The organism is Haloarcula ordinaria (genome assembly GCF_029338275.1).
GTDB lineage: Archaea > Halobacteriota > Halobacteria > Halobacteriales > Haloarculaceae > Haloarcula > Haloarcula ordinaria.
Genome location: NZ_CP119789.1, coordinates 1,169,535 through 1,191,890, shown reverse-complemented (window position 1 = coordinate 1,191,890; position 22,356 = coordinate 1,169,535). Strand labels below are relative to the sequence as shown.

19 protein-coding genes are annotated in these 22,356 nt (G+C 59.7%); 1 reads left to right on the top strand and 18 read right to left on the bottom strand.

Translation table 11 applies throughout. From position 1 onward, the window contains the following. Positions 1-19: 19 nt before the first annotated feature. The 13 genes from P1L41_RS06265 to P1L41_RS06205 form a co-directional block, all read right to left on the bottom strand. Positions 20-277: a lipoyl domain-containing protein gene (locus P1L41_RS06265; RefSeq protein WP_276298006.1), complete on the bottom strand. Its 258-nt coding sequence runs from the start codon at positions 275-277 to the stop codon at positions 20-22. Further along, entirely contained in the window at positions 277-1,296 is a 1,020-nt protein-coding gene (locus P1L41_RS06260) for an alpha-ketoacid dehydrogenase subunit beta (protein ID WP_276298005.1), read from the bottom strand. Before P1L41_RS06260 ends, P1L41_RS06265 begins: the two co-directional genes overlap by 1 nt. Then, positions 1,296-2,309, bottom strand: coding sequence for a thiamine pyrophosphate-dependent dehydrogenase E1 component subunit alpha (locus tag P1L41_RS06255; protein ID WP_379789147.1), 1,014 nt, complete (start codon positions 2,307-2,309; stop codon positions 1,296-1,298). Before P1L41_RS06255 ends, P1L41_RS06260 begins: the two co-directional genes overlap by 1 nt. A gap of 545 nt (positions 2,310-2,854) precedes the next feature. Then, on the bottom strand, positions 2,855-3,136 hold the full coding sequence (locus P1L41_RS06250) for a hypothetical protein (RefSeq protein ID WP_276298003.1): 282 nt from the start codon (positions 3,134-3,136) through the stop codon (positions 2,855-2,857). Between the two features lie 88 nt (positions 3,137-3,224). Then, the gene (locus P1L41_RS06245; protein WP_276298002.1) at positions 3,225-4,499 is read right to left on the bottom strand and encodes a TRAP transporter large permease; all 1,275 of its coding nucleotides are present in this window, start codon (positions 4,497-4,499) and stop codon (positions 3,225-3,227) included. A 2-nt stretch (positions 4,500-4,501) separates the two neighbouring features. Further along, positions 4,502-5,068: a TRAP transporter small permease gene (locus P1L41_RS06240; protein WP_276298001.1), complete on the bottom strand. Its 567-nt coding sequence runs from the start codon at positions 5,066-5,068 to the stop codon at positions 4,502-4,504. A 41-nt stretch (positions 5,069-5,109) separates the two neighbouring features. Further along, positions 5,110-6,258, bottom strand: a complete 1,149-nt coding sequence (locus tag P1L41_RS06235; RefSeq protein ID WP_276298000.1) for a TRAP transporter substrate-binding protein — start codon at positions 6,256-6,258, stop codon at positions 5,110-5,112. Positions 6,259-6,435: 177 nt separating this feature from the next. Beyond that, positions 6,436-7,716: a histidinol dehydrogenase gene (hisD, locus tag P1L41_RS06230; protein WP_276297999.1), complete on the bottom strand. Its 1,281-nt coding sequence runs from the start codon at positions 7,714-7,716 to the stop codon at positions 6,436-6,438. Between the two features lie 116 nt (positions 7,717-7,832). Beyond that, positions 7,833-8,999 carry a UxaA family hydrolase gene (locus P1L41_RS06225; RefSeq protein ID WP_276297826.1) on the bottom strand — a complete coding sequence of 389 codons (1,167 nt, stop codon included), beginning with the start codon at positions 8,997-8,999 and terminating at the stop codon, positions 7,833-7,835. A gap of 2 nt (positions 9,000-9,001) precedes the next feature. After that, the gene (locus P1L41_RS06220) at positions 9,002-9,325 is read right to left on the bottom strand and encodes a UxaA family hydrolase (RefSeq protein ID WP_276297998.1); all 324 of its coding nucleotides are present in this window, start codon (positions 9,323-9,325) and stop codon (positions 9,002-9,004) included. Between the two features lie 47 nt (positions 9,326-9,372). Beyond that, positions 9,373-10,371 (bottom strand): YeiH family protein, encoded by a 999-nt coding sequence (locus tag P1L41_RS06215; RefSeq protein ID WP_276297997.1) that lies wholly within the window; start codon positions 10,369-10,371, stop codon positions 9,373-9,375. Further along, the gene (locus tag P1L41_RS06210; RefSeq protein ID WP_276297996.1) at positions 10,371-10,511 is read right to left on the bottom strand and encodes a hypothetical protein; all 141 of its coding nucleotides are present in this window, start codon (positions 10,509-10,511) and stop codon (positions 10,371-10,373) included. Before P1L41_RS06210 ends, P1L41_RS06215 begins: the two co-directional genes overlap by 1 nt. 125 nt (positions 10,512-10,636) lie before the next feature. Next, the gene (locus tag P1L41_RS06205) at positions 10,637-11,389 is read right to left on the bottom strand and encodes an SDR family NAD(P)-dependent oxidoreductase (RefSeq protein ID WP_276297995.1); all 753 of its coding nucleotides are present in this window, start codon (positions 11,387-11,389) and stop codon (positions 10,637-10,639) included. A 514-nt stretch (positions 11,390-11,903) separates the two neighbouring features. Here P1L41_RS06205 and P1L41_RS06200 point away from each other — a divergent pair. Next, on the top strand, positions 11,904-12,671 hold the full coding sequence (locus P1L41_RS06200) for an IclR family transcriptional regulator (protein ID WP_276297994.1): 768 nt from the start codon (positions 11,904-11,906) through the stop codon (positions 12,669-12,671). Positions 12,672-13,667: 996 nt separating this feature from the next. On the opposite strand, the gene P1L41_RS06195 is transcribed toward P1L41_RS06200, so the two are convergent. The 5 genes from P1L41_RS06195 to P1L41_RS06175 form a co-directional block, all read right to left on the bottom strand. Next, positions 13,668-14,075, bottom strand: a complete 408-nt coding sequence (locus P1L41_RS06195) for an HVO_A0114 family putative DNA-binding protein (RefSeq protein ID WP_276297993.1) — start codon at positions 14,073-14,075, stop codon at positions 13,668-13,670. A 28-nt stretch (positions 14,076-14,103) separates the two neighbouring features. Then, entirely contained in the window at positions 14,104-14,400 is a 297-nt protein-coding gene (locus P1L41_RS06190) for a toxin-antitoxin system TumE family protein (protein ID WP_276297992.1), read from the bottom strand. An 843-nt stretch (positions 14,401-15,243) separates the two neighbouring features. Then, complete coding sequence (locus P1L41_RS06185; protein WP_379788566.1) at positions 15,244-17,250, bottom strand: SLC13 family permease; 2,007 nt, start codon at positions 17,248-17,250, stop codon at positions 15,244-15,246. A gap of 467 nt (positions 17,251-17,717) precedes the next feature. Beyond that, positions 17,718-18,587: a universal stress protein gene (locus P1L41_RS06180; protein ID WP_276297990.1), complete on the bottom strand. Its 870-nt coding sequence runs from the start codon at positions 18,585-18,587 to the stop codon at positions 17,718-17,720. 260 nt (positions 18,588-18,847) lie between these two features. Then, positions 18,848-21,562, bottom strand: a complete 2,715-nt coding sequence (locus P1L41_RS06175) for a cation-translocating P-type ATPase (RefSeq protein WP_276297989.1) — start codon at positions 21,560-21,562, stop codon at positions 18,848-18,850. Positions 21,563-22,356: the final 794 nt, after the last annotated feature.

The following is a 22,356-nucleotide window of genomic DNA, read 5'->3' as shown; positions in this document are numbered from 1 at the left end:
CTTCGCAGGTTCGGCGTCGCTACGGCGCCAGCCACCCCAGGGTGTCACCACGCACGAACTCGTCGTCCTCGGCCTTGACAACCTCCACGAGGGTGCCGTCGACCGGCGCGTAGACGTCGAGGCTCACCTTCTCGATCTGGACCTCACACAGGCTGGCCGAGGCCTCGACGGCCGCGCCCTCACGGACGAACCAGTTGACCACGACCCCCTCCTCGCTGTCCGCGTCGTCCGGCCACTCCTCGAGCGTGACCGCCACGCGGTCCGAGCCGTCCGTCATCACTGTGTGCGCTCGACAGCAGCGGCGATGTCGTCGACGTCCGGGATGACCTCCTGTTCCAGGGGGCGAGCGTAGGGAATCGGGACGTCGGGGACGGCGACCCGCTCGACGGCGTCGAGAGCGGCGAGTGACTCGTCGGCGACAGTGGCGACGATTTCGCCGGTCACACCGAACGAGCGGTAGTCCTCGTCGACGACGACCAGCCGCCCGGTCTTCTCGACGGACCCCACGATGGTGTCGGTGTCCAGCGGGACGAGCGACCGCAGGTCGACGACCTCGGCGTCGACACCGTCGTCGGCCAGTTGCTCGGCCGCCTCCAGTGCACGATGGACGTGCAGGCCGAGCGTGACGATGGTGACGTCCTCGCCCTCGCGTTTCACGTCGGCGCTGCCGAAGGGGATAGTGTAATCTTCCTCGGGAACGGGCGTCTTCGGACCGTCGGGCGCGGGCATCCAGCCGATGCCCATCAGTCGCTTGTGGAACATGTACAGCACCGGGTCGTCGTCGCGGATGGCGTTGTGCATCAGCCCCTTGGCGTCGTAGGCCGTCGACGGGACGACTACCTTGATGCCGGGGACGTGCGCGAAGGTCCCGTACAGCGTCTGGGAGTGCTGGGCGGCGTCGTTGTAGGTGCCGCCGACCGCGGCGGTCAGCACCATCGGGACCGAGACGTTCCCGCCGCTCATGTAGGTGTTCTTCGCCATCTGGTTGTAGATCTGGTCCATCGCGACGCCGAAGAAATCGACGAACATCAGCTCCGCGATGGGCCGCATCCCCTCCTGGGCGGCACCGACCGCCGCGCCGAGGTAGGCCGTCTCGCTGATGGGGACGTCCATGATTCGGTCGTAGCCGAACTCGTCGAGGAGGCCCTGGGTGGAGTCGAAGATGCCGCCGTAGTCGGCGACGTCCTCGCCCATGTAGAACACCTCGTCGTTCTCACGCATCTCGTGGGCGATGGCCTCCACCATCCCCCGGCTCATCGTCAGGTCGCGCTCGACCCGCTGGCTCTGCTTCGACATCAGTCGTCACCTCCTGCGAGATCGTACTCCGGCTCTGTGTCCGTCACCCCACTGGGTGGGTTCACCCACACGTCCTCGTGTGCTGCCTCGGGCTCGGGCTGGGGCTGCTCTTTCGCCCACTCGATTGCCTCCTCGACGCGGTCGTGTGCCGCCTCGCGCAGCGAGTCGATGGTCGCATCGTCGACACCGTGCCCCCGAAGCGTCTCGGCCAGGCGCTCGATGGAGTCCCGTGCCTGAGCGGCGTCCTGGTCCTCGTCCGAGCGGTAGGTCTCCGGGTCGCCCATGAAGTGGCCCATGCGGCGGTGGACCTGGAGTTCCAGCACCGACGGCCCGTTCCGGTCACGGGCCCGACCGATGGCCTCACCGGCGGCCTCGTAGACCGCGACGGCATCGTCGCTATCGACACGGACGCCGGGCATGTCGAACCCCTTCGCGCGCTGTGATCCGTCCTGAACGTCGGTCACTCGCTCCTTGGGCATGCTGATGGCCCAGTCGTTGTCCTCGATGACAAAGACGACCGGCAGGTCGTGAACAGCGGCGAGGTTCAGCGACTCGAGGAACGCGCCCTGGTCGATGGCACCCTCTCCCAGGAAGGCGACAGCGACACTGTCCGTGTTCCGTTTTTTCGCCGCCATAGCTGCGCCGGCAGCAGGCGGACAGCCCTCGGCAATGATACCGCTGCAGGCGAACTTGACCTCAGGATCGAAAAGGTGCATGTGGCCACCCTTCCCCTTGCCGAGACCGATCTCGCGTCCGAATATCTCTGCGGTCATCCGCTTGAGGTCGACCCCCTTCGCGATGGCGACGTGGTGCGGTCGGTGCGGGGCTGTCACCGTATCGTCGTCCCGGAGGTGCTGACAGACGCCAGCGCCCGAGGCCTCGTGGCCCGCGGCGAGATGCAACTCGCCGGGAATCGGTCCCGCCGAGATGTCGAAGGCCGGTTGTTTCCCCTCCAGATACTCCTCCTGCAGGCGCTCTTCGTAGTGCCGCGCCGTCACCATATCGGCATACATTTCTTGTAGGTCGCTAACAGGTACCATGCTAATCCGCCTTTACTGTTGGAATCCCGCATATATAACCATGAGGGTAATTCACTTCCAGCGGAGTGTCTTCGCGAAGTACAGTTAGTCGGGGACTGCGGGGTGACGATCGTGTCGCCGCGAGCGTCGAGTCAGTAATCACTTCCACAGATCGAGAGTGTATCCCGTATCTGTCAGTACCGGTGTGCGAGATACAGGGGAGTGTAGTCAGCAGCATGCTATATCTTCTTTATTTCCCTAGGACCCCATCTACCGCCCAGTGAAATTACGACCCAATCAGCCAGTGAACGAGCACATCTGTTCGTACACGGTTCTGTCACATCCTTCCCTGAGATAAGCATGGTCTAGTGAACTCTGAGCTGTTGTTCGGCCTAATGTTCGATATATGAGACTGTTTTTCCGAAGGCGTTATTAGATGGTACTAATATATACCTTGAATCGACATATCTGACCAAATCTATATTATACAGAGTCCATTTGTCTCTGTAAAGGGACAGGTTGATGTTTATGGTTCCAAATCAGGTATCGGCGGTCGCATCGACAGTCGACTCGGGCTGTGGCTCACTCTCTACGTCGTGGGACTCTTCGGACCGGGAGTGCAGATCAGCGAGGATGAACTCGATCGAGATCAGCGCAGACGCCGCGAGCAAGACGAGAAACTGTGCGACGCCGTCGAGGAACGGCTCGATGTCCACGATCGGGATCACCTGTGAATCGAGGAGGAGATTTACGACGAAGACCACCACGAGCACGCCGCTCAGATACCGACCGAATTTGGCGAGCGTATTGGTATCTACCATCACGAACATCTTTACCAATCAAATATAAAAAAGTACTGGTTCGGTGGAGGCCCCCGACTGTACTGCCTGCAAATGCCGTCGAGCGGTGCTAGATTCCCCACATGGAGAGCACGGGGATCCACGCGATCAACAGGATGATCGCCAGCATGGCGATCATGAACGGCACGGCGGTCTTCGCGATGTCGGTGATGGACTCCCCACTGACGCCGGACATCACGTACAGGTTGAGGCCGATTGGTGGCGTGATGAACCCGACAGCCAATGCCGAGATGAAGAACACGCTGAAGTGGACCGGATGCATCCCGACCCGCTGGGCGACCGGCAACAGCAACGGGCCGAGTACGAGGATGTTCGGCGTCGTTTCCATGATCGCCCCCGCGACGAACAGGAAGACGATCATGATTATCGTCACGAGGTAGAAGTTGCTGGTCGTCCCGATGATTGCACTCACGAGCGCTTCCGGAATCCCGAGTGCCGAGAGCGCCTGACTGAACAGCAGGGCGATCGCGATGATCGGCGAGATCACGCCGTTGACGAGCGCGCTTCGCTCCAACATCTCCGGGAACTGGGGGAGCGAGAGGGTTTGGATGCCGATGCCGATCAGGATCGTCGTGATGACGGCGACCGCCGAAGCTTCCGTTGGCGTGAACGTCCCGCTGTAGATGCCGCCGAGGATGATGAAGGGGATCAACAGACCGTATTTCGCATCCCAGAGACTCCACCCAACTTCCGACACTTCCGGGTGCTCAGTCCCCGTTTCGTACCCCTTCCGTCTGTTGACCAGGATATTCATCACGACCATCCCCAGCAAAATCGCCACACCTGGGATGAGCGCCGCCAGGAACAGGGTGGACGCGGAAATCCCGAAGACCAGCCCGACGATGATATAGGAGATGCTCGGAGGGATGAGAATACCAGTTGACGCACCGCTGGCCACGATCGAACAGCCGTAGGGCCGCGGGTATCCACGGTCCTCGAGTCGGTCGAGCGTGATACGACCGAGCGCTGCCGCGTCCGACGCGTTGGAGCCGCTGATGGCCGCAAACAGGCCACAGCCGAACAACGTGGCCGTTCCCATTCCGGTCCGGAAGCCACCGAAGACGCTCTCGGTGAAGTTCAACAGCTTGTGTGAGAGCCCTGTCTCGACGATGGCGTCGCCGGTGAGGATGAACAGCGGCACCGCGATGAGCGCGAATGCGTCGAGGCCCGTGAACAGGGTCTGACCGAACAGGGTCTTTGGCAGCACGTTCGTCACGTCCAGGAGCAGATAACTCCCGATACCAAGAGAGGCGAAGATAGGGATCCCGATGAGGATCAGCACCGCGGTGAGGATCAGGATACCGATGACAGCTGTCGAGACCATGGTTACGCGAACAGCTGTTCCCCCTTGTAGACGGCGCGGCCGGCGCGGACGTCCTGTACGTCACGATATAGCGCCTGCAAGATGCGGACCGTCATCAGTCCCATCCCGATCGGGATCGCCATCTGGAAGAATATCTTGTTGACCCGGAGCGCTGAAGTGACGGCCCCGAACTCCAGTAACGTCTGGAGCTGTGGGATGGTCCATTGAACCGCAACGACGACGAAGGCGAGCATGACCAGGTCTCCGAGGATGTAAAGGAAACCCGTCGCGCGCTCTGAGATGTACTGGTGGAGGATGTCGATCCGAATGTGGAGGCGCTTGTGGACGCCCCAGCTGGCGCCGATCCACGTCAGATAGATGAACATGAACCGAGCAGTCTCCTCACCCCAGAGGCTGGCGTTGTCGAGGAGGAACCGGCGAAAGACCTCGACCCCGATTATCGAGATGATGTAGACGTAGATCGAGAGCAGGAGATAGCGTTCGAGGTTCTCGTTTAATAGACGGAGCACTGGTGTTGTCCGCTCGACGATGCTGTTATCGGTAACGTTGATCGGGATGTTGTTCATCATGATAGTGAGACTGCTCGGAGTGTGAAAATCTGTGTTGGCGCTCAGTTCGGGACTTCGAACTCGCTTTGCTGGGTCGTGGCCTTCTCGAGTTGTTTGAAAGTCTCCATGTCACCAGCGAGTTCCTTCTTCCAGCTATCCCACTCCGAGCGCTGGTAGCCGACGGTGTCCTTCCACTCTTGCAGCTGTGAGTCAGAGGGGTCATGGACCTTGACGCCGGCTTCCTCGAGTTTCGCCATCGAGTTCTCGCGCGATTTCGGAACCTGCTTGAGGTTCTGCCGGAACGTCTTGTCGGCGGCCTCGTCGACCGACGACTGCAGGTTGCTTGGTAGGTCGTCGTACCATTGCTTGTTCATCGCGTACACCTGCGCGTCCTCCACCATATTGATCCGGGTGATGTGCGAGACGAGGTCGGTGAACCCGAACGTCACGAAGGCTTCGATAGAGACGTGGAGCGAATCTGCCACGCCCTCTTCAATTGCGGATGGCGTCTCGCCCCACGCGATTGGCGTCGGATTCGCACCGGCCATCTTCCACGCTTCCTCGAGTATCTGTGATCCTGGAATGCGGTGTTTGTAGCCCTTCATGTCCGACGGCGTCATCACTTGGCCTGCGCCCTTCCCGACACCGAGCGCTCGCGGATCGATGACGAGGTAGAACAGTGGTTCGAACCCGTTGGAACGGACCTTCTCGTGAACGTTTGTCTCCCAGGTGTCGCTCGTGACGAGGTTCACGAACTGCTGATTGTTGCCGGCGAAGTACGGCAGGTTGACCAGATCGACTGCCGACGCGTACGGCGAGAAGTTCGAGAAGGAGAACTGGGCGGCCTGGACCGTCCCTGACTGGACCTTCTCGGCGAGCTGGGTCCCTGCTCCGAGCACCCCGTTGGGATGGAGCTTAACCTCAATCTGCCCGTCACTGGCTTCTTCGACGTTCTTCTTGAACGCCTGTTGCATGACGGGATATTCCTTGGTCGTGCCGATCTTGTAGGCCGTCGCGACGTCCATTTTGTACGTGTTGCCCCCGGCGCCTGACGTGGACGTACCGTCCTGCGAGCCGCCACTGTTCCCGTCGCCACTGCTACCGTCGCCCTCACCACCGCCGCCGTCGCCCCCGCTGCATCCGGCTAGAGCGACGACGCTACTTGCAACACCTACGCTCTTGATGTACTGCCTCCTGCTGACATGCGGCATGATTCAACCCATAAGAGCATACTATTAATAGATAACGATTATTTAGAATGTTCCGCCCAGTCTGACCACTCCGCTTAGTCAGTAACGGGACAAAACCACCGTTCCGGACGCGTGGTTCGGTGTCGCTCGCCTCTGCCGGTTGGCTACCGCCTGCCAGTCCTCGAACTGTCGTCGTACTCAGTCGTCCGTCACCGGTCGGTACTCCGCCGAGAGCTGGTGACCGTGCATCCCTTCCATCTCTGAGATGCGAGCGGCGTAGTCCGAGAGATGCGCTGCCCCCTCCGGCGTGAGTTCCTGGTGCGTGACGGTCTTCATGTACGAACTAATCCAGCACCCACCGTTGAACCGCGCCGTCCCGTGCGTCGGGAGGATGTGGTCGGGACCGGTGACCTTGTCGCCGAAGGAGACCGGTGCGTTGTCGCCGAGGAATGCACCACCGTAATTGCTGATCCGGCTGAGCATGTCACGGGGGTCTTCGGTCATGATCTGGACGTGCTCCAGGGCGTACTCGTCGGCCACGGTCGCCGCCTCCGCGTCGTCCTCGACCAGCACGACCTGCCCGTTCTGCTCCCAGCACTTGCGAGCAGTCTCTTCGGTCTCCAGTTGCGGGAGCCAGGACTCGATCTCTTCGAGCGTCCGTTCGCCCAGTTCCCGGTCGGTCGTGATGAGGACTGGCTGTGACGTCTCGGTGTGTTCGGCCTGCGAGAGGAGGTCGAGTGCGACGAGTTCCGGGTCCGCGGTCTCGTCGGCGATGATGAGCACCTCGGTCGGTCCAGGAAGCAGGTCGAGGTCGACCTCGCCAAATACCTGGCGTTTAGCCTCGAAGACGAAGACGTTGCCCGGTCCCGTGACGACGTCGACTGCGTCGATCGTCTCGGTCCCGTACGCCATGGCCCCGATGGCCTGGGCGCCACCGACCTTGTAAATCTCGTCGGCGCCAGACTGGTCCATCGCGTAGAGCTGGTAGGCGTTCGCCGACCCGTCCGGGCGCGGCGGCGTACAGGTGATGACCCGGTCGACGCCGGCCACGCGGGCCGGAACAATCGACATCGGTGCGGTCGCGATATGGGTAAAGTGCCCACCGGGGACGTACGTGCCAGCGGCTTCCACGGGGAGTGTCCGCTGCCCACAGCGGATGCCGTCACCGAACTCTTGCTCGAAGTCGTTGTCTATCGCCTCCTTCTGCGCCTGTGCGAAGTCACGGACACGCTCGATGCTGTAGTCGATCCGCTCTTTCTCTTCGTCGGTCAGTTGCTCGTGTGCATCCTGGATCTCCTCGTCGGTGACGCGGAACTCGTCGAGCTCGACACCGTCGAACTTCGCGGTCAGCGTCCGGATTGCCTCGTCCTGTTCTTCACGGATCTGTGATAGGATGTCGTAAACGCTGTCACGCACTTCTTTCGAGATCTCCGTCGACTGTTCCGGTGCGTCCTTGAGGTATGTTCTCTCGGTCCCCATACAACGGGGTGGTCGTCGAATGTATATAAATCTTTGTTAGCGTTTATTCAATTTTCTCTATTTATTTGTAAATAAAGAGGCCAGATTACCCAGCCAGACGCGCGCCGCCGGGAGGTTCAGGTCGAGGGGCCGATGCGGTGGATGGCGAACTGGCTCTCGCCCATCGCCTCGCTCAGCGTCACCTGGCCGTTGACGACCTTCTCGATCTCGTCCCACAGCTGGTCGCCGGCCCAGTCGAAGGTCTCGTCACCGACCAGTGCTTCGCTGACGTCGACGTCGGTCTGTTCGGGGACGCGCTCGGCGCTGCCGGGGTTCCCGGTGATCTTGATGGTCGGCATGATGGCGTTCGACAGCGTGTGGCCCTGGCCCGTCGAGATGACCATGAAGTGGGCGCCGCCCGCGCCGATGCCGGTCACGGACTCGGCACCGTGGCCCGGCGTGTCCATGATGTACATCCCCGAGTCGTCAGGGATCTTCGCGCCGTAGTCGATGATGTCCTGAATCGGACCGTCGCCGGATTTCACCAGCGCACCCAGCGACTTCTCCTCGATGGTGGTGAGTCCGCCGTCCATGTTGTCCGGCGTCGGCTGGGCACCGCGGACGTCGTAACCCGTCGCCTGCAGTCGCTTGTCCCAGTTGTCGACGCGTTCGAGAATCTCGTCTCGAACCTCGTCGTTGACCGCCCGCTCGGAGAGCTCGTTCTCGCCGCCGAAGAACTCCGGCGTCTCGGCGAAACAGCCCCGGCCGCCGTGCTCGTCGATGAGCCGCCAGACCGCTCGGGCCGTCGCCTTGTGCTGACAGAGACCGCTCGTCGTGTCCGACGTCGCGCAGTTGATACCGAAGGTGAGGTTCGACATGTCCGCGGGGACGCGGCGCTGGGCGCTGGCTTCCTGAACCATGTCACGCGCGGAGTCCACGGTGCGCTTCAGTGCGTTCATGACGCCTTTCTCGGCGTGGATGTTGACCGAGTCGCTCGGGCGACCGGTCTCGGCGACGTCCGCGGCCAGCTCGTCACCGTCGACGATCTCGCCGGCGTGGGCGACGACGACGGTGCCGTAGACGTTCGGGTGTGTCCCGTAGCCCAGCAGCGTCCGGTAGGTCTGGAACACGTCGGGCTTGGTCTGACAGCGGCCCAGCGGGTGCGTGATGGGGACCGCCCCGTCGATGATGTCCGCAGCGCGCTTGACCGTGTCGTTGGCGTACGGCGCCGTCGAGATAATCGCCACGTGGTTTCGAATGCCGACACTCCCATCGTCCCGTTCGTATCCGAGGAATTCGCTCATGATTACTCACTCACCGTCGCGGTCTGTTCGTCGCCGGCGAGGTCGCCCCGGCCGTAGTTGCTCTCGACGTTCTGGACGTGGACCCACGTGCCAGCTGGGATGTCCTCGGTCGCGTTGCCGATGGACTTCCCGTACTTCGTGATGGTCTCGCCCGACGCGATGTCCTCGACGGCGATCTTGTGTCCGAAGATGACGTCCTCCTGTACCTCGATTGTTCGTTCCTCGTCGCCGACGGCGACCGTGACTGTCTCGCCTGCCTCCAGTTCACGGAGCGCCGTCGCGACGTTGTCCGACGGTTCGACTACCTGTAAGTATCGATCCGGCATGCAGAATGGGAGTCTACCTGCCCAGATATAAACATTTGGGTGGAGACTCAGAAGAGCGAGAGGACCAGCGAGAGCGTGAGCACGCTGACCGTGACGAGATGCACTAACACGAGGAGCACTGGCCGAATTCCAGTGGCACGCAGCTCGTCGACGTCGATGTCGAAGCCGAGCCCGACGAACGCCAGCAGGAACAGCCAGTCGCGAATCGTCCCGATAGAGGCGACGGCGGTGGTCGAAGGCCCGCTCAGGTTCACGATGAGAACGACGACCAGGAAGCCAAAGAGGAATTTGGGGAACCGGCCCCAGATCTGTGCCACGTTCAGTTGGTTCGTCTCAGTGGTCGCGTATCGGACGGCGTACCCGACGACGATGATTCCGATGAACGTGTTCCGAGCGAGCTTCGTGATTGTCGCCCACTGGCCGGCGGTCTCCGAGACGGCGAAGCCGACTGCCGCCGTCGGGCCGGTACTGAACAGACTCAGGCCTGCCCAGATACCGAACTGCTTGCCCGAAATCTGGAGGAGGTCGCCGACGAGCGGAAAGACGACGAGCGTGATGGCGTCGAACAGGAGGATCGTGGCGACGGCGTAGGTGATGTCCGTCTCGTCGACGTCGATGCTCCCCGCCACGGCCAAGACGGCAGAGACGCCACAGACGCTCGCACCGGCCGCGAGCAGCGACGTCGTGCGCTTGCCAACGTCGAAGAGCCGGCCGACGACCGTTTCCATGTAGAGGACACCGAAGACCACCATGAACGCTGCCAACGCGGCCACCATCGGACCGGTCTCGATGACCTGCGCAATCGTCAGCCGCACTCCCAAGAGCACGATGCCCGTCTCCAGGAGGAGTTTGTGGTTGTCGAGCCCCGGACGGACCCAGTCGGGAACGCCCGTGGTGTTGGCCACGAGCGCACCGCATCCGATAGCGACGATCAGGGGGCTCATCGCGGGCACGACGGTCGCAAAGCCCCGCGAGAACAGGGCAATCCCGAACAGGACGAGCACGCCCGGTGCAAGCGTCCGTGCTCGCGCCGCCAGCGACATCATCAGGGGAGAACTCCCGAGAGGTGCGGGAGAACGATGAGGATGCCGAAAAGAGCGGCTTTCCAGCCACGGTCGAGCGCGTCCCACCACTGCAATACGGCGTCGCGATAGGTCGCCGAACGAGGCGACTGCTGGTCGAACATGGTAATTGGTTCCAGAGTTGCGGATTATTTATGTCTACTGGATGGGGTCTCATAGCACCACGTGGTCACACCGCGACCACCAAAAGTATCGAGCGATGGCGTGTCGAGTGTGACCGCCAGCCCGCTCAGACGATGGAGAATCCGCCGTCGGTGATGAGGACGTGCCCGTTGACGTAACTCGCCATATCCGAGGCGAGGAACGTCGCCACGTCGGCTATCTCGTCGGGTTCGGCCAACCGGCGAAGCGGCGTCGCGTCCTCCAGATACTCCTGGCGCTCCTCGCTCATGACCTCGTGGACCATCGCGGTCAGCGTGCCACCGGGACCGATGGCGTTGACCCGGATCCCCTCTGGTCCGTAGTCGATGGCGTTCTGTCGGGTCATCATCGTCACCGCACCCTTCGACGCGCAGTAGGCGGGCGCGTTCGCACGACCGATCTTCCCGCTTATCGACGAGATGTTGACGATGCTGCCGCTGTCCTGGTCGATCATGTGGTCGACGGCGGCTTTCGTCCCGTAGTAGACGCCGTCCACGTTGATGCGCATCAGTTCTTCCCAGTCATCGGCTGGCGTCTCGTGTAAGAGCGACTGCTGGAGGATACCGGCGTTGTTGACCATTACATCGAGCGAGCCGTATTCCTCGACCGCCGAATCGACGAGATGGCGCACGTCGTCGTAGTCTGTGACGTCGGTGTCGACGTACATCGCCTCCCCGTTTTCGTCGGCGATCACTTCGTCGGTGGGCTCCCCGCCCATGCGTGGGTCGCGGCTGATGTCACCGATGACGACGTTCGCCCCCTGGTCAGCGTACTCTTTCGCGATTGCACGTCCGATGCCGCTAGCACCACCAGTTACGACGGCAGTTTTGCTGTCAAGCATCACACGTCAGTCATGCCCGACCCGGCTATATAAATCTAGTTCCCGGGGAGCGTCGCGCGCCCTCTGTTGGCACAGCGGCGGGAGCAGCTCGAGCGAGACGATACCGATCTGAGAGAGGTCTACGAAGACGACGATTCTGCTCTCCCGTCCGTATCTTCGCCAGGTACGAGACCCTTTAATTCATCTAAACGGCTTCTGTGGAGGCGGTTCCCCGCTCGTCCTTTTCAGTGCCCGAAAGAGCATAGGACAGCCAGAGCGAACCACTCGTGCTGTTCGAGAATCACTGTCGGCAAATCATGGTAAGTTGTGACAACCCATGTTCGACTCAATCGAATATATTTGCCAAAAGGGAAACCGGGATATCCGTCGTCTAGCGGGAACCCGATACTCCGGATACCGTGCGACGGTGGGGATTCGCGGGGAGCGAGTCCAGTGCTGCGGCCTGTCGTCTGTTCTCAAGAACTGTTCGTCTGAGTTGAACAACATTTATAATGAGTGACCATGATGGATTAGTATGGCCGGAGAAAACGAACATACGGGTCGGACGACGAGGAAGTTGTTAGACATCATCTCCGACCTCGACGAACACGGCGCACAGGGTGTAACCGAACTTGCCAACCGTCTCGACATCCCGAAGAGCACGATTCACTACCACCTGCAGGTACTCCGGGACTCGGGATACGTCGTCCAGGACGAGAAAAAATACCGTCTCGGACTGCGCTTTCTCCAGGTGGGAGACCGGACCCGCCGAAGAATCCCCCTCTTCAAAGCTGCTAGGGAGGAGATCAACGACCTCGCTGCGGTCACGGGAGAGCTGGCCATTCTGATGATCGAAGAGCAGGGGCTGGGAGTGATACTCTATAAGCAGGCCGGCGACAACGCTGTGGACATGGATGCTTCCATCGGCCGGCGCGCTCGTCTCCACGACAGAGCACTTGGAAAAGCGATTCTCGCGCATCTCCCGAAGGAGAGAGTCGAGGAAATCATCCAGGAACATGGACTCCGACAGACGACAGCGCGAACAATCCACCAGCCCGAAGAATTGTTCGAGACAATTGAACATATTCGGGAGCAGGGTATCGCGTACAATAGGGGTGAAGCCGTCAGAGGTCTCAATGGAATCGCCGTACCAATCCTCGACGACGACGAGAAGCTGCTCGGGGCGATAAGTATCGCGGGGCCAGCGACACACCTCGAAGACGATGAGGTCGTCGACGAGATCGAAAACCATCTCTTCCAGGCCAAGAACGTGATCGAACTCAAGCTCAAGCGGGGCATCTAGGTCGCGACGAACCAGGCTGGTCCGTGCCTGCCGAATAGATTCAGATATCAAGTGTACACATGTTATTATTTCCAAAGGCTGTAGTCGACTCGTTTTCGTTCCGGCTTCTCGCCGTCGAGCGTCGCGGGCAGTACTGGGAAGGTTGTCTCGCGGACGGTTCAAGAATCTCTGGAAAATTGTAGGAGAGTGTGAATTAGATGGGGTTTCCCCATACTATATTTATATCCAATTCACTGGCTTTATATTTAGCAATTCAGAATGGATGTAGAGATATATTGTTTTTAAGTGTCTTTTTTAACTATATTTACCCAGTATTGGTAGTTATAATGTAGTATACACCTCCAAATGGATGATTATGATTTCATATAGTGATATTAGACACCATTTTTTTGGCCTATACGTTCATTTTATCGTTACATGGGGAGAGAGCGCTGTGGACATCAAATATAAAGCAGGAACCGACGTGATGAATTCGTTGTGTCCCCGCTCGGGTTGTGCTCTCGAGGGACCCGACGTACACAACCCGGCCGACCCCGTGAAAGGCAAACGTCTTTGAGGTCTTATTCGGCGCCTTTGCACAACGGAGAAAGTGTACGTTTCGTGACCGACTTGCGCCCTATATTCAGCACGACCGAGAGAATCCACTTGATTCCTGTCAGTACCGGCGTGCGAGATACAGAGGGTGTGTTCAGCAAACTAGAATACTGACAAACGAACTGTGGTTGATATACCGGCTTATTTCTGTGCGGGAAATCCATCGATATCGTCACATTCGATGTCGAACTGCTCGATGGGATCACAGGCGGAACGGCCACGAAACTCAGCAAACGAACGAATATCGTTGTACCGTGGGGACGGACGGCCCAGTGTGAGGGGGATTAGTTGACCTGTCCCGACAGCTCTGCTCCCGCTTTGAACTTCACCTCGTTCGACACCTCACCTGCGTTCACCAAGTGAAGGGCGGTTCCGAATCGAATTGGTAGCCACTAGCAACCATCACGGGACTGCACCGATGTCGCTTCCAGTCTCAGTCGCACCGAGTGGAACGTCACCGGAGAATTCAATCTCGTCGTACCAGATGGTCGGACGTTTCGCACGCCCATCCTCTTCCAGTTCGATGAGCCCGTAGTCCGCAAGTTCGTGAACGTTCTCCGTGACCTCTGGTGGGTGGCGATCCACGACTCGAGCAAGTTCGCGGATACTGTCCGGTTCGTGTTCGACGATCGCGTCCAGTAGTTCGAGATTCGTCGGCCGGAAGATCCGTCCGAACGTCGCGAGACTCTCGATGGTGAGTCGAGAGGGACGGGGCTCGACGTCCTCGCCCGCGTCGATGGAACCGAGCGTCTCTTCGAGGTCGCTTCGGTCGGGACGAGTGCCGATAGTGATGTGGAGTGTACGGGTCATAGTGTGATGTGTTCGTGTGAATGGCTTGTTACCAGTCGGCTCGTTTCTCGGGTGGGAGCGCAGCGCGCCATGCGCGGTACAGGGCTCGCAGTCCGGGGAACTCGATCTCCAGTACCTGCCCGGCGATGTGGAGTTCGTGCGGACCGTGGTGATTATCGAACCGGACGATGGGTTCACCTGCGCCGGCTTCACCGTAGTGGAACGCGTACTTGATCCCGGCCGGGAATCGACCGGACTCCGGAACGTCGAGGACGCGGATCCGAGCGACAGTGCCGTCGTCGTAGGCCTGAATCTCGTCTTCCAACACCGCAACGTCGTCGCCCATCGATGAATGTTAGTTTGCACCCTAACACATTGAATGTTAGGGTTGTGGCTAACAGTCAGTGGTGATGATTAAATCGAATTCGTCACGCACCGTGATTAGGTCTAACCGGTTCCACCATAACCCTCATAAAATGCCAATAAAAGTGCTCTAACGGCGGTACAGCGATGAATGGACTCGCCGGGAGACGATGACGCCGCGTGAAAGAATCGATTGAATCCCAGCACCTTCTGGCGGTTTCAGGAACAGTCTCAGCAACAGTGGGAGGTCAATACCGGGACCGGCGACTTGTACTGACAGAGACCGAATGGCTATCCAGTATCTGTCAGATACGCCGTGACCGATACAGAGGGTATTATCGTGCGATAAAACGATGGTTTTCACATCGAATTGCGGGTCAAAGATCGGCTGAGCTCAGAATAATTGCAGTAATCCAGCTTGCAATTGTGGCAACAAAAAGGATTGCTGTGATCATAACTAGTCTATCAAACTCCGGCTGGGTTATCTGTCCGTCAAGAATGGAGCTAAAAAAATATAGTGCGGTCACCACAAGAGCGAATATAAACACAGTCGTGACCATCGTAGCATAGGGATGGTTGTAGACACCTGTTCGCAGATCCATCATCTTCCAGTAGTCCTTACAAATGGCAAATTCGGGAACTGGCTTGAATCATTCGCCTCAGAGTCACTTGTCTCTGTCACTTGTAGATTCGCTTCGAGATATTCCAGTCGGCAAAACTGTTTGTAATTGATGTCGATCCAACTATATCCGTTTCATCTTCAGTAACGTTCTCGCCGGAGTGGCTGTAGGCGTCGCGATAACGCAGCTAGCTCTCCGCTCCCCGATTATAACCCCCAAAAGAATGCGATTCCGACTGTGGTAACGACGGTGAGTATCAGTTGTAACGGTGCGCCAACGCGTGTGAAATCCGTGAATTTGTACCCGCCTGGACCGTAAACCATGAGGTTCGTCTGGTAGCCTACGGGGGTCAGTAGCGGTGTGCTGGCCGCGAATGTCACGGCCATCACGAACGCGAAGGGATTGACGCCGAGCTGGCCGGCAACCTCGACCCCGATCGGTAGCAACAACACGACGCTGGCGGAGTTGCTGACCATCTCCGTGATGATCGCGGTCCCCAGGTAGAACAGCCCCAGGACCGCGATCACAGGAAGGAGAACGCTGACGGAAACGACGAGGTCGGCGATGAGGGCCGCCGTCCCGGAGGCCTCGACCGCGATGCCGAGTGGGATCACACCCGCCACCATGAAGATCACCTCCCAGTCGACGGCCTCGTATGCCTCCTCGGGTGTGAGGATGCCAGTGAAGAACATCGCCGCGACGCCCGTCAGCGCACTCACCATGAGCGTGAGAACGTCGAGTGCCGCGAGTCCGAGAGCACCGGCGAGGATCCCCAGCGCGATTGGGATCTTCGACCGGTCGAAGTCCTCCCATCTGTCCTCGCCCGCGATGGCGACGTTCGTGTCCCTCGCGATGCGGTCGAGCATTTGGTCGGGCGCCTGGACGAGGATGACGTCGCCAGCCTGCAACCGGACCTCTCGGAGACGCTGACGGATTACCTCGTCGCCGCGCCGGATCGCCAGCACTGTCACGTCGTAGTCGCGCTCGAAGTCTGTGACACCGCTGCGCCGACTCGACCAGGGACCGGGCAACAGCACGACTTCGGTGAGTTCGTCCTCCTCGTCGGAGGCCTCCTCGGCCGTCTCGTCGCCGTCTTCCTCCGTATCTTCGCTCGACGCCTCGTCCTCGACCAGAGAGTCGCTCCGCTCCGCGGTGAACGACTCCCAGTCGTGACGCCGTGGCGAGAAGCCGGGTGGGAGGGGTGCATCGTCTTCCGTGGCCGCCTCCATGACCTCCGGTAACAGCTGCAGGTGGTCCTGCTCGATGACCTCCTGGAGGGTTTCCTGGTCGGCCCTGACGGAGAGGACGTCGCCCGCCTGGATCCGTTCCGATCCGAGTCCACGGGCGATCGTCCGGTCGCCACGGACGATCTGGAACACGTCGAGGTCGAGGTCCCTCTCGTTCAGTTCCGTGACCCGGGAACCCACGACCGGCGAGTCCTCCATGACGACGACGTCGGTGAGGTAGTCGGTCATGCCGAACGCGTCGGTGGGCGACTCCGCCGGATCGATCCGTGCTGGAGTGAGGTATCGACCGACGGTGAGCAAGTACACGAGCCCCACGAGCAAGACGATGGCGCCCAGGTGCGTGAACTCGAGGAGGGCAAACGGCTCTGCGTCGGGACCGCCGACCTGGACCCACACCTCGCTCGCCAGGAGATTCGTTATCGTCCCGACGACGGTGAGCATGCCACCGAGCATCGAGGCGAACGACAGTGGTATCAGGAGCTTCGAGGGCGACGTCTTCGTCTGCCGGGCGAGGTTCATTATCGCAGGTATCAACACGGCGACGACCGAGACGTTGCTGACGACCCCGCCCGGCGGCCCGGAAAGCGTGACCGTGGCGAGCAACTGTTTGAACTCGTTGTCCCCAGCAAACGCGATCAGTTTCCGCGTGAGGATCTGGATGACGCCGGTCCGTCGGACGCCCTCACTCAGGACGAACATCGCCAGTACGGTGAGCGTCGCGGGGTTCGAGAAGCCCGACACGCCCTGCTCCGGCGAGACGCCCGTCCACTCGCCGAGGAGGACGAGTGCGACCATGAGGCCGACCGCGGTGGCGTCGATTGGTACTGGCTGGGTGACGAAGAGGACGAAGACGGTGGCGATGATCGCCAGTACGACGACTACGTCGAACGAGACCGGAAGCTGCACGGGGAGTTGTTGTAGAGGGAAACTATTGTTCCATGAAAAAAGAAAAAAGAGAGGACTCATCGATTCACGCTTCACCGAGAATACCTCGACTGACCACATAGAATTTGTGCTACATATTCAGCACGGATATCCAAACACGACAGCGATGCAGCATTCCCGATAGACCGCCTGCCAGGCTTGCCATCATTGACTGAGCCCTCCAGAAATACGGCGAGAAGCTGCGCTCCCTGAGTTAGCACGGCCAGTTCCGGGAGCACACAGCAGAAACACGAGAAGTCAGTGGTGGCCTGTCTCATGCGCGGTGAGGAAGCGGACCGTGCGGCGGGCAGACGCAAAGCGTACGGCATCCCCCAACTACTTCGAGCCGGCCAGAGCAGTTCCCAGCCTCGAAGCACTTGCTGACTATCGAGACGTCACGGAACGCGAATACGAGCAGCCGGCAGCGTTCGAGGAGGAACGGGCGGTTCTCCGACTACTGGGATACGGCGTTTCACCAAGAGCGAGTCACCAGACCCCTCGCCTGGCCCCTACCCGCCGTGACCGACCGTGATGACGGGCACTGGCGCAGACCGGACGGTCTTTTCGGCGACACTCCCGAGTAGGATTCGATCAGCCCCGCGTCTCCCCGTTGTCCCCATCACGACGGCGTGAATATCGTTCGATTCGATGACATTGAGGATCATCTCGACGGGCGCGCCGTGTTCGATGTGTCGTACGGTGTTTTCAACCCCGTACGTCTCTGCCTCGGACACGACGTCCTCGACGGCATCGGTCGCGGCCTGTTCTCTGTCCAGCTCGGGAACGGCCGAGCGAACGTCCGGATCTAGCGACGTATCGTCCACGACAGACAGCACGTGAACCGTCGCGTCGAGAGACGCTGCAAGGGAGATACCGTGCTCGGTAGCACAGGTAGCACCAGTGCTCCCGTCTGTCGGTATGAGGATGTTCTCGTAGGGGAATATCAGTTGTTCGTCGGGCTGCATCCGCGCCGTAAGAACGGGGACAGAAGACAGACGGACGACCTTCTCCGTGACGCTTCCGAGAAGGTACCGTGAAACTCCTTCACGACCGTGAGTCGGCATCACGATTAGGTCGTGGTCGTATCGCTCGGCGTACTCGACGATTGTCGGCGCTGGATTCCCCTGGACGACGTCAGAATCATAGTCCACCCCGAGCGTGCGCAGTGTCTTCTCGGCGTCCTCCACGATGTCCTCGCCCTGCTGGACGAGGGCGTCAACGACCTGGGTTTCGACGACGGTGACACTATCGCGTGTCGTATCTGCTACAAAGAGGACGTGGATAGTGGCGTTGGCCCAGTGAGCGATTTCGGCAGCGTGATGCAGTGCCTCCGCAGCTCCATCACTCCCATCGAACGGAAGCAGAACGTCGTTGTACATACCACTTCAAGCGACTACGACGGATGTCCCCTAATGGTTTGTCACCATCTCGGCTTCGGGACCCGACTCTAGAGGCCCACAAGTGGCTTACGGCGATGATTTGCGAACCCACATCACCTGACGGGCAACGTACGGCTGAGTTCCCGGTTATGCCACTCGTCACGTCTCGGCTAAAATCGGTCTTGGCGTGTACACTATTACGGCTCCGGAGCGTGACAGCAGTCGTTGTTGTCCACCGAGAATGCTGGTTTCGAGCAGCGTCACGAGTCGGACGTCCCGGATCGCCGTCGGAATTCGCGCTCTATCTGTCCGAGCACGAGGGGTAGTAGACTCATCCCGAACACGAGCAGCCACCCCTCGAACCCAATCGGGGTTGTGCTCAGCGCCAGGGAGATGCCGGGCAGGTAGACTGCGCCGAAGAGGATTACCGACGAGAGGCCAAGTGCCCCCCACACGTACAGGTTTTCCGTGACTTCATTTCTGACGAGACCGGACGTGATATCCCGGACGTTAAACACGTGCCAGAGTTGGGCGAAGGCCAGTGTGAGGAACGAAATCGTGACGGCCTCATCGGTGTCCATACCGCCGGCGTACATCCCACCGCCGATGATGAATGCACCGATAACCGCGGCTGAAATCAGTATCCCAAACAGCCCCAGTTCGGTCCAGTTGGTTCGCGTCATAATCGATTCTTCGGGATCCCGAGGTGGACGGTCCATGATGTCGGTGCTGCCGCCACAGGCACCGAGTGCGAATGCCGGGAAAATGTCGGTCACAACGTTGAGGAAGAGAATTTGCAGGGGGAGCAAGGGCAGAGGAAAGCCGAGGAGCGCGGCGATCAGAATGACGAGCAGTTCGCTGACGTTACACGACATGAGATACAGCACGAACTTCCGAATGTTACTGAAAATGATCCGTCCCTCTCTGACGGCGTGATAGATGCTCTCGAAGTTGTCGTCCTGTAGAATCATGTCCGACGCTTCTTGGGCGACTTGCGTCCCGCGCTGACCCATCGCCACGCCGATGTCGGCCCGCTTGAGTGCCGGTGCGTCGTTGACACCGTCGCCAGTCATTGCGACGATAGAACCGGTTGCCTGGTGAACGTCGATCAAATCGAGTTTGTTCGCGGGATTGACTCGCGCGAAGACGGAGGCGTTCACGAACCGGTCCCGCTCCGCCTGGGTGAGGTTTTCGACGTCGTCGAGTTCGCGGCCCGCGATGACCTCGGTGTCGTCCGGGTCTACCAGCCCGACGCTCCGGGCGATGTTACTGGCCGTTCCTGCGTGATCGCCGGTCACCATGACGACACGTATTCCTGCGTCCTGACACCGCTGGATAGTCGATCTGACTTCTTCGCGCGGTGGATCGATCAGCCCAACGAGCCCGATCAGCGACAAGTCCTCGTACGGCGAGCCCTCTGTATTATCCACGTTTTTCCGAGCGAGTCCGAGAACGCGCAACCCGTCCTCGGCCATTCGTTCGCTCTTTTCGATCCACTCGTCCTTCTCGGTCGCCGATAACTCCCGGGAGTCCTCTCCCGTCACCACCCGGGAAGACGCGTCGATGACCGCCTCCGGAGCCCCCTTTACGGCTACCGTGTACCGTCCGTCGAAGTCGTGGTACGTTGCCATCATCTTGACGGCCGGGTCGAACGACACCTCCCGGGCTTCCGGCAACGATCCGAGGAGATCGTCCCGGTCGAGCCCTCCCTTCACCCCGGCGATCAGGAGGGCAACTTCCATCGGATCGCCCGTCACGTTCACCTCGCCGTCTTCCTCGGTAACGGAGGCGTTGTTACAGAGGACACCCACTTTGAGTGCCTCCTGCATAGCGGGATCCTGTGGCTCGTCTCGCTCTTGGCCGCCGTGCTGAAACGTCCCGTCGGTGTCGAGTCCAGTCCCCGTGACCTCCACCGAGCCATTCGCCAGCTCGTAGGCGGCCACAGTCATCTTGTTCTCCGTCAACGTCCCCGTTTTATCAGTGCAGATGATGGTTGTGGAGCCGAGCGTCTCGACGGAGGCGAGGTTGCTGATGAGTGCGTTGCGGTCGGCCATCCGCCACATCCCCCTCGCCAACACGAGTGTGGCGACAATGGGGAGCCCTTCCGGCACGGTCGCAACCGCTAGCGCGATGGCCGTTTCAACCATCAAGAAGAGGTCCTGCCCCCTGAGCCATCCGGACACGAGGACGATAGCCGCCACCACGAGGAGTAATGGAACGAGCTTCTGTCCCAGCTCGTCGAGCTTCTCCTGGAGTGGCGTCTTCTTCTCACCTGTCTCTTGGAGCGATGCCGATATCTGCCCCAGTTCCGTGTCCGGTCCCGTGGCGACAACGACTGCTTCTGCGGTCCCGCGGGTCAGGTACGTCCCCTTGTAGAGCATGTTCTCCCGCTCGGCAAGGGGTACGTCCTCGTCAAGGTGGGCGCTCGTCTTGCCGACGGGGACCGATTCGCCAGTGAGAGCCGACTCGTCTACCTGGAGTTTAGACGGATCTATCACCCGCAGATCGGCTGGGACAATATCCCCAGCATCGAGAATGACGATATCGCCCGGCACCAGATCTGCTGCCGAGATTTCTTGATCGTCACCGGCTCGACGGACTCTGGTTGCGACCTCCGTCATCTCCTGCAGGCTCTCCATCGAACGGATGGCGCGCATCTCGGTGACGAAGCCGATAGCGCCGTTGATGACGAGCACAGCGAGAACCGCGGTTCCTTCGATAACATCCCCCATCACGAACGCCGCCACGGCCGCGACTGCGAGCAGAAGGACGATGACACTCGTAAATTGGCTTATCAGAACCGCTAGCCAACGTCGCTGTTCGACTTCGTGCAGCTCGTTGAGACCGAACCGTTCTCGTCTGCTCTCGACTTCCTCTTCCGTCAGTCCCTCGTCTTTGGATACGTCGAGTCGCTCCAGAACGTCGCTAACCGACCGCGACCACGGTGACGGAGTATCGTCCTTGTTTCGTACCATTACTTAACGAGGGTGCCGTATTTCTTACAGAACATATCGACTGCGACGCCTTGTGTAGCTTCGGTACGTATCGCCGAGAGAGTCAAGCGTCGTTCGCCTGTCCTCGCCTCCATCGTTCAATCAGCTATTGATCTATTGACGTCACCGCCGAGTCTACTAGTAGTTTCTGAGTGTGGAACACCGTTTCCCGGAGAGTCTCTCTACAATTGTGAGGTCACGACACCTGAGAACCACTGGTAGGCCACCACCGGCGAACATCAGAGACGTATTGAATCTCAGACAGGAACAGCGTGCGAGATACAGAGGCTGTAGTCAGCAAACGTCCACTCTTTGTTTCGCCACAGATTCACTGAATGAGTTGATGAGTTCAGACTGGGAGCTTATTGCTGGGGTCTGGAAGCCGTGGGAGTATACTGATTGCGAAGTTCAGAAACCAGTCCGACGATTCCTGCGAGGATGAACAACCCCGCAAGAAGGAGCCAGTCGCCGTCAAGATACTGGAGGACACCAATTGCCATAAAACCGCCATACATAAGGGGTTGGTAGAGGTAGTGGCTCCGGACACCATCCACTGTCGTAGAGAACAACAGTGGAACGACGATTATCCAGAGAGCAACTGAATACAGACTTGCTGGCCCAGAATATACGAACTCAAAGTAGGTAGCGCCCCCAACGAACACTGTAATAAACAACAACGCTCTCGGACGGATTCGGTCTCTGAGGGAGGGACTGGAACGCATGCGCTGTCTTGTCTCTGTGGCAGCATCATCTTACTGTTCGTCACTCAATGGCCC

Excerpts from the sequence above, each read along its gene's own strand:
- P1L41_RS06190 (WP_276297992.1), bottom strand. The coding sequence starts at position 14,400 with ATGGGCGACGACGTTGCGGTGTTGGAAGACGAGATTCAGGCCTACGAC.
- P1L41_RS06260 (WP_276298005.1), bottom strand. The coding sequence starts at position 1,296 with ATGTCGAAGCAGAGCCAGCGGGTCGAGCGCGACCTGACGATGAGCCGG.
- P1L41_RS06195 (WP_276297993.1), bottom strand. The coding sequence starts at position 14,075 with ATGACCCGTACACTCCACATCACTATCGGCACTCGTCCCGACCGAAGC.
- P1L41_RS06210 (WP_276297996.1), bottom strand. The coding sequence starts at position 10,511 with ATGTTCGACCAGCAGTCGCCTCGTTCGGCGACCTATCGCGACGCCGTA.
- hisD (WP_276297999.1), bottom strand. The coding sequence starts at position 7,716 with ATGGGGACCGAGAGAACATACCTCAAGGACGCACCGGAACAGTCGACG.
- P1L41_RS06215 (WP_276297997.1), bottom strand. The coding sequence starts at position 10,371 with ATGATGTCGCTGGCGGCGCGAGCACGGACGCTTGCACCGGGCGTGCTC.
- P1L41_RS06255 (WP_379789147.1), bottom strand. The coding sequence starts at position 2,309 with ATGTATGCCGATATGGTGACGGCGCGGCACTACGAAGAGCGCCTGCAG.
- P1L41_RS06220 (WP_276297998.1), bottom strand. The coding sequence starts at position 9,325 with ATGCCGGATCGATACTTACAGGTAGTCGAACCGTCGGACAACGTCGCG.
- P1L41_RS06200 (WP_276297994.1), top strand. The coding sequence starts at position 11,904 with ATGGCCGGAGAAAACGAACATACGGGTCGGACGACGAGGAAGTTGTTA.
- P1L41_RS06250 (WP_276298003.1), bottom strand. The coding sequence starts at position 3,136 with ATGGTAGATACCAATACGCTCGCCAAATTCGGTCGGTATCTGAGCGGC.
- P1L41_RS06205 (WP_276297995.1), bottom strand. The coding sequence starts at position 11,389 with ATGCTTGACAGCAAAACTGCCGTCGTAACTGGTGGTGCTAGCGGCATC.
- P1L41_RS06245 (WP_276298002.1), bottom strand. The coding sequence starts at position 4,499 with ATGGTCTCGACAGCTGTCATCGGTATCCTGATCCTCACCGCGGTGCTG.
- P1L41_RS06265 (WP_276298006.1), bottom strand. The coding sequence starts at position 277 with ATGACGGACGGCTCGGACCGCGTGGCGGTCACGCTCGAGGAGTGGCCG.
- P1L41_RS06185 (WP_379788566.1), bottom strand. The coding sequence starts at position 17,250 with ATGAGTCCTCTCTTTTTTCTTTTTTCATGGAACAATAGTTTCCCTCTA.
- P1L41_RS06235 (WP_276298000.1), bottom strand. The coding sequence starts at position 6,258 with ATGCCGCATGTCAGCAGGAGGCAGTACATCAAGAGCGTAGGTGTTGCA.
- P1L41_RS06240 (WP_276298001.1), bottom strand. The coding sequence starts at position 5,068 with ATGATGAACAACATCCCGATCAACGTTACCGATAACAGCATCGTCGAG.
- P1L41_RS06175 (WP_276297989.1), bottom strand. The coding sequence starts at position 21,562 with ATGGTACGAAACAAGGACGATACTCCGTCACCGTGGTCGCGGTCGGTT.
- P1L41_RS06225 (WP_276297826.1), bottom strand. The coding sequence starts at position 8,999 with ATGAGCGAATTCCTCGGATACGAACGGGACGATGGGAGTGTCGGCATT.
- P1L41_RS06180 (WP_276297990.1), bottom strand. The coding sequence starts at position 18,587 with ATGTACAACGACGTTCTGCTTCCGTTCGATGGGAGTGATGGAGCTGCG.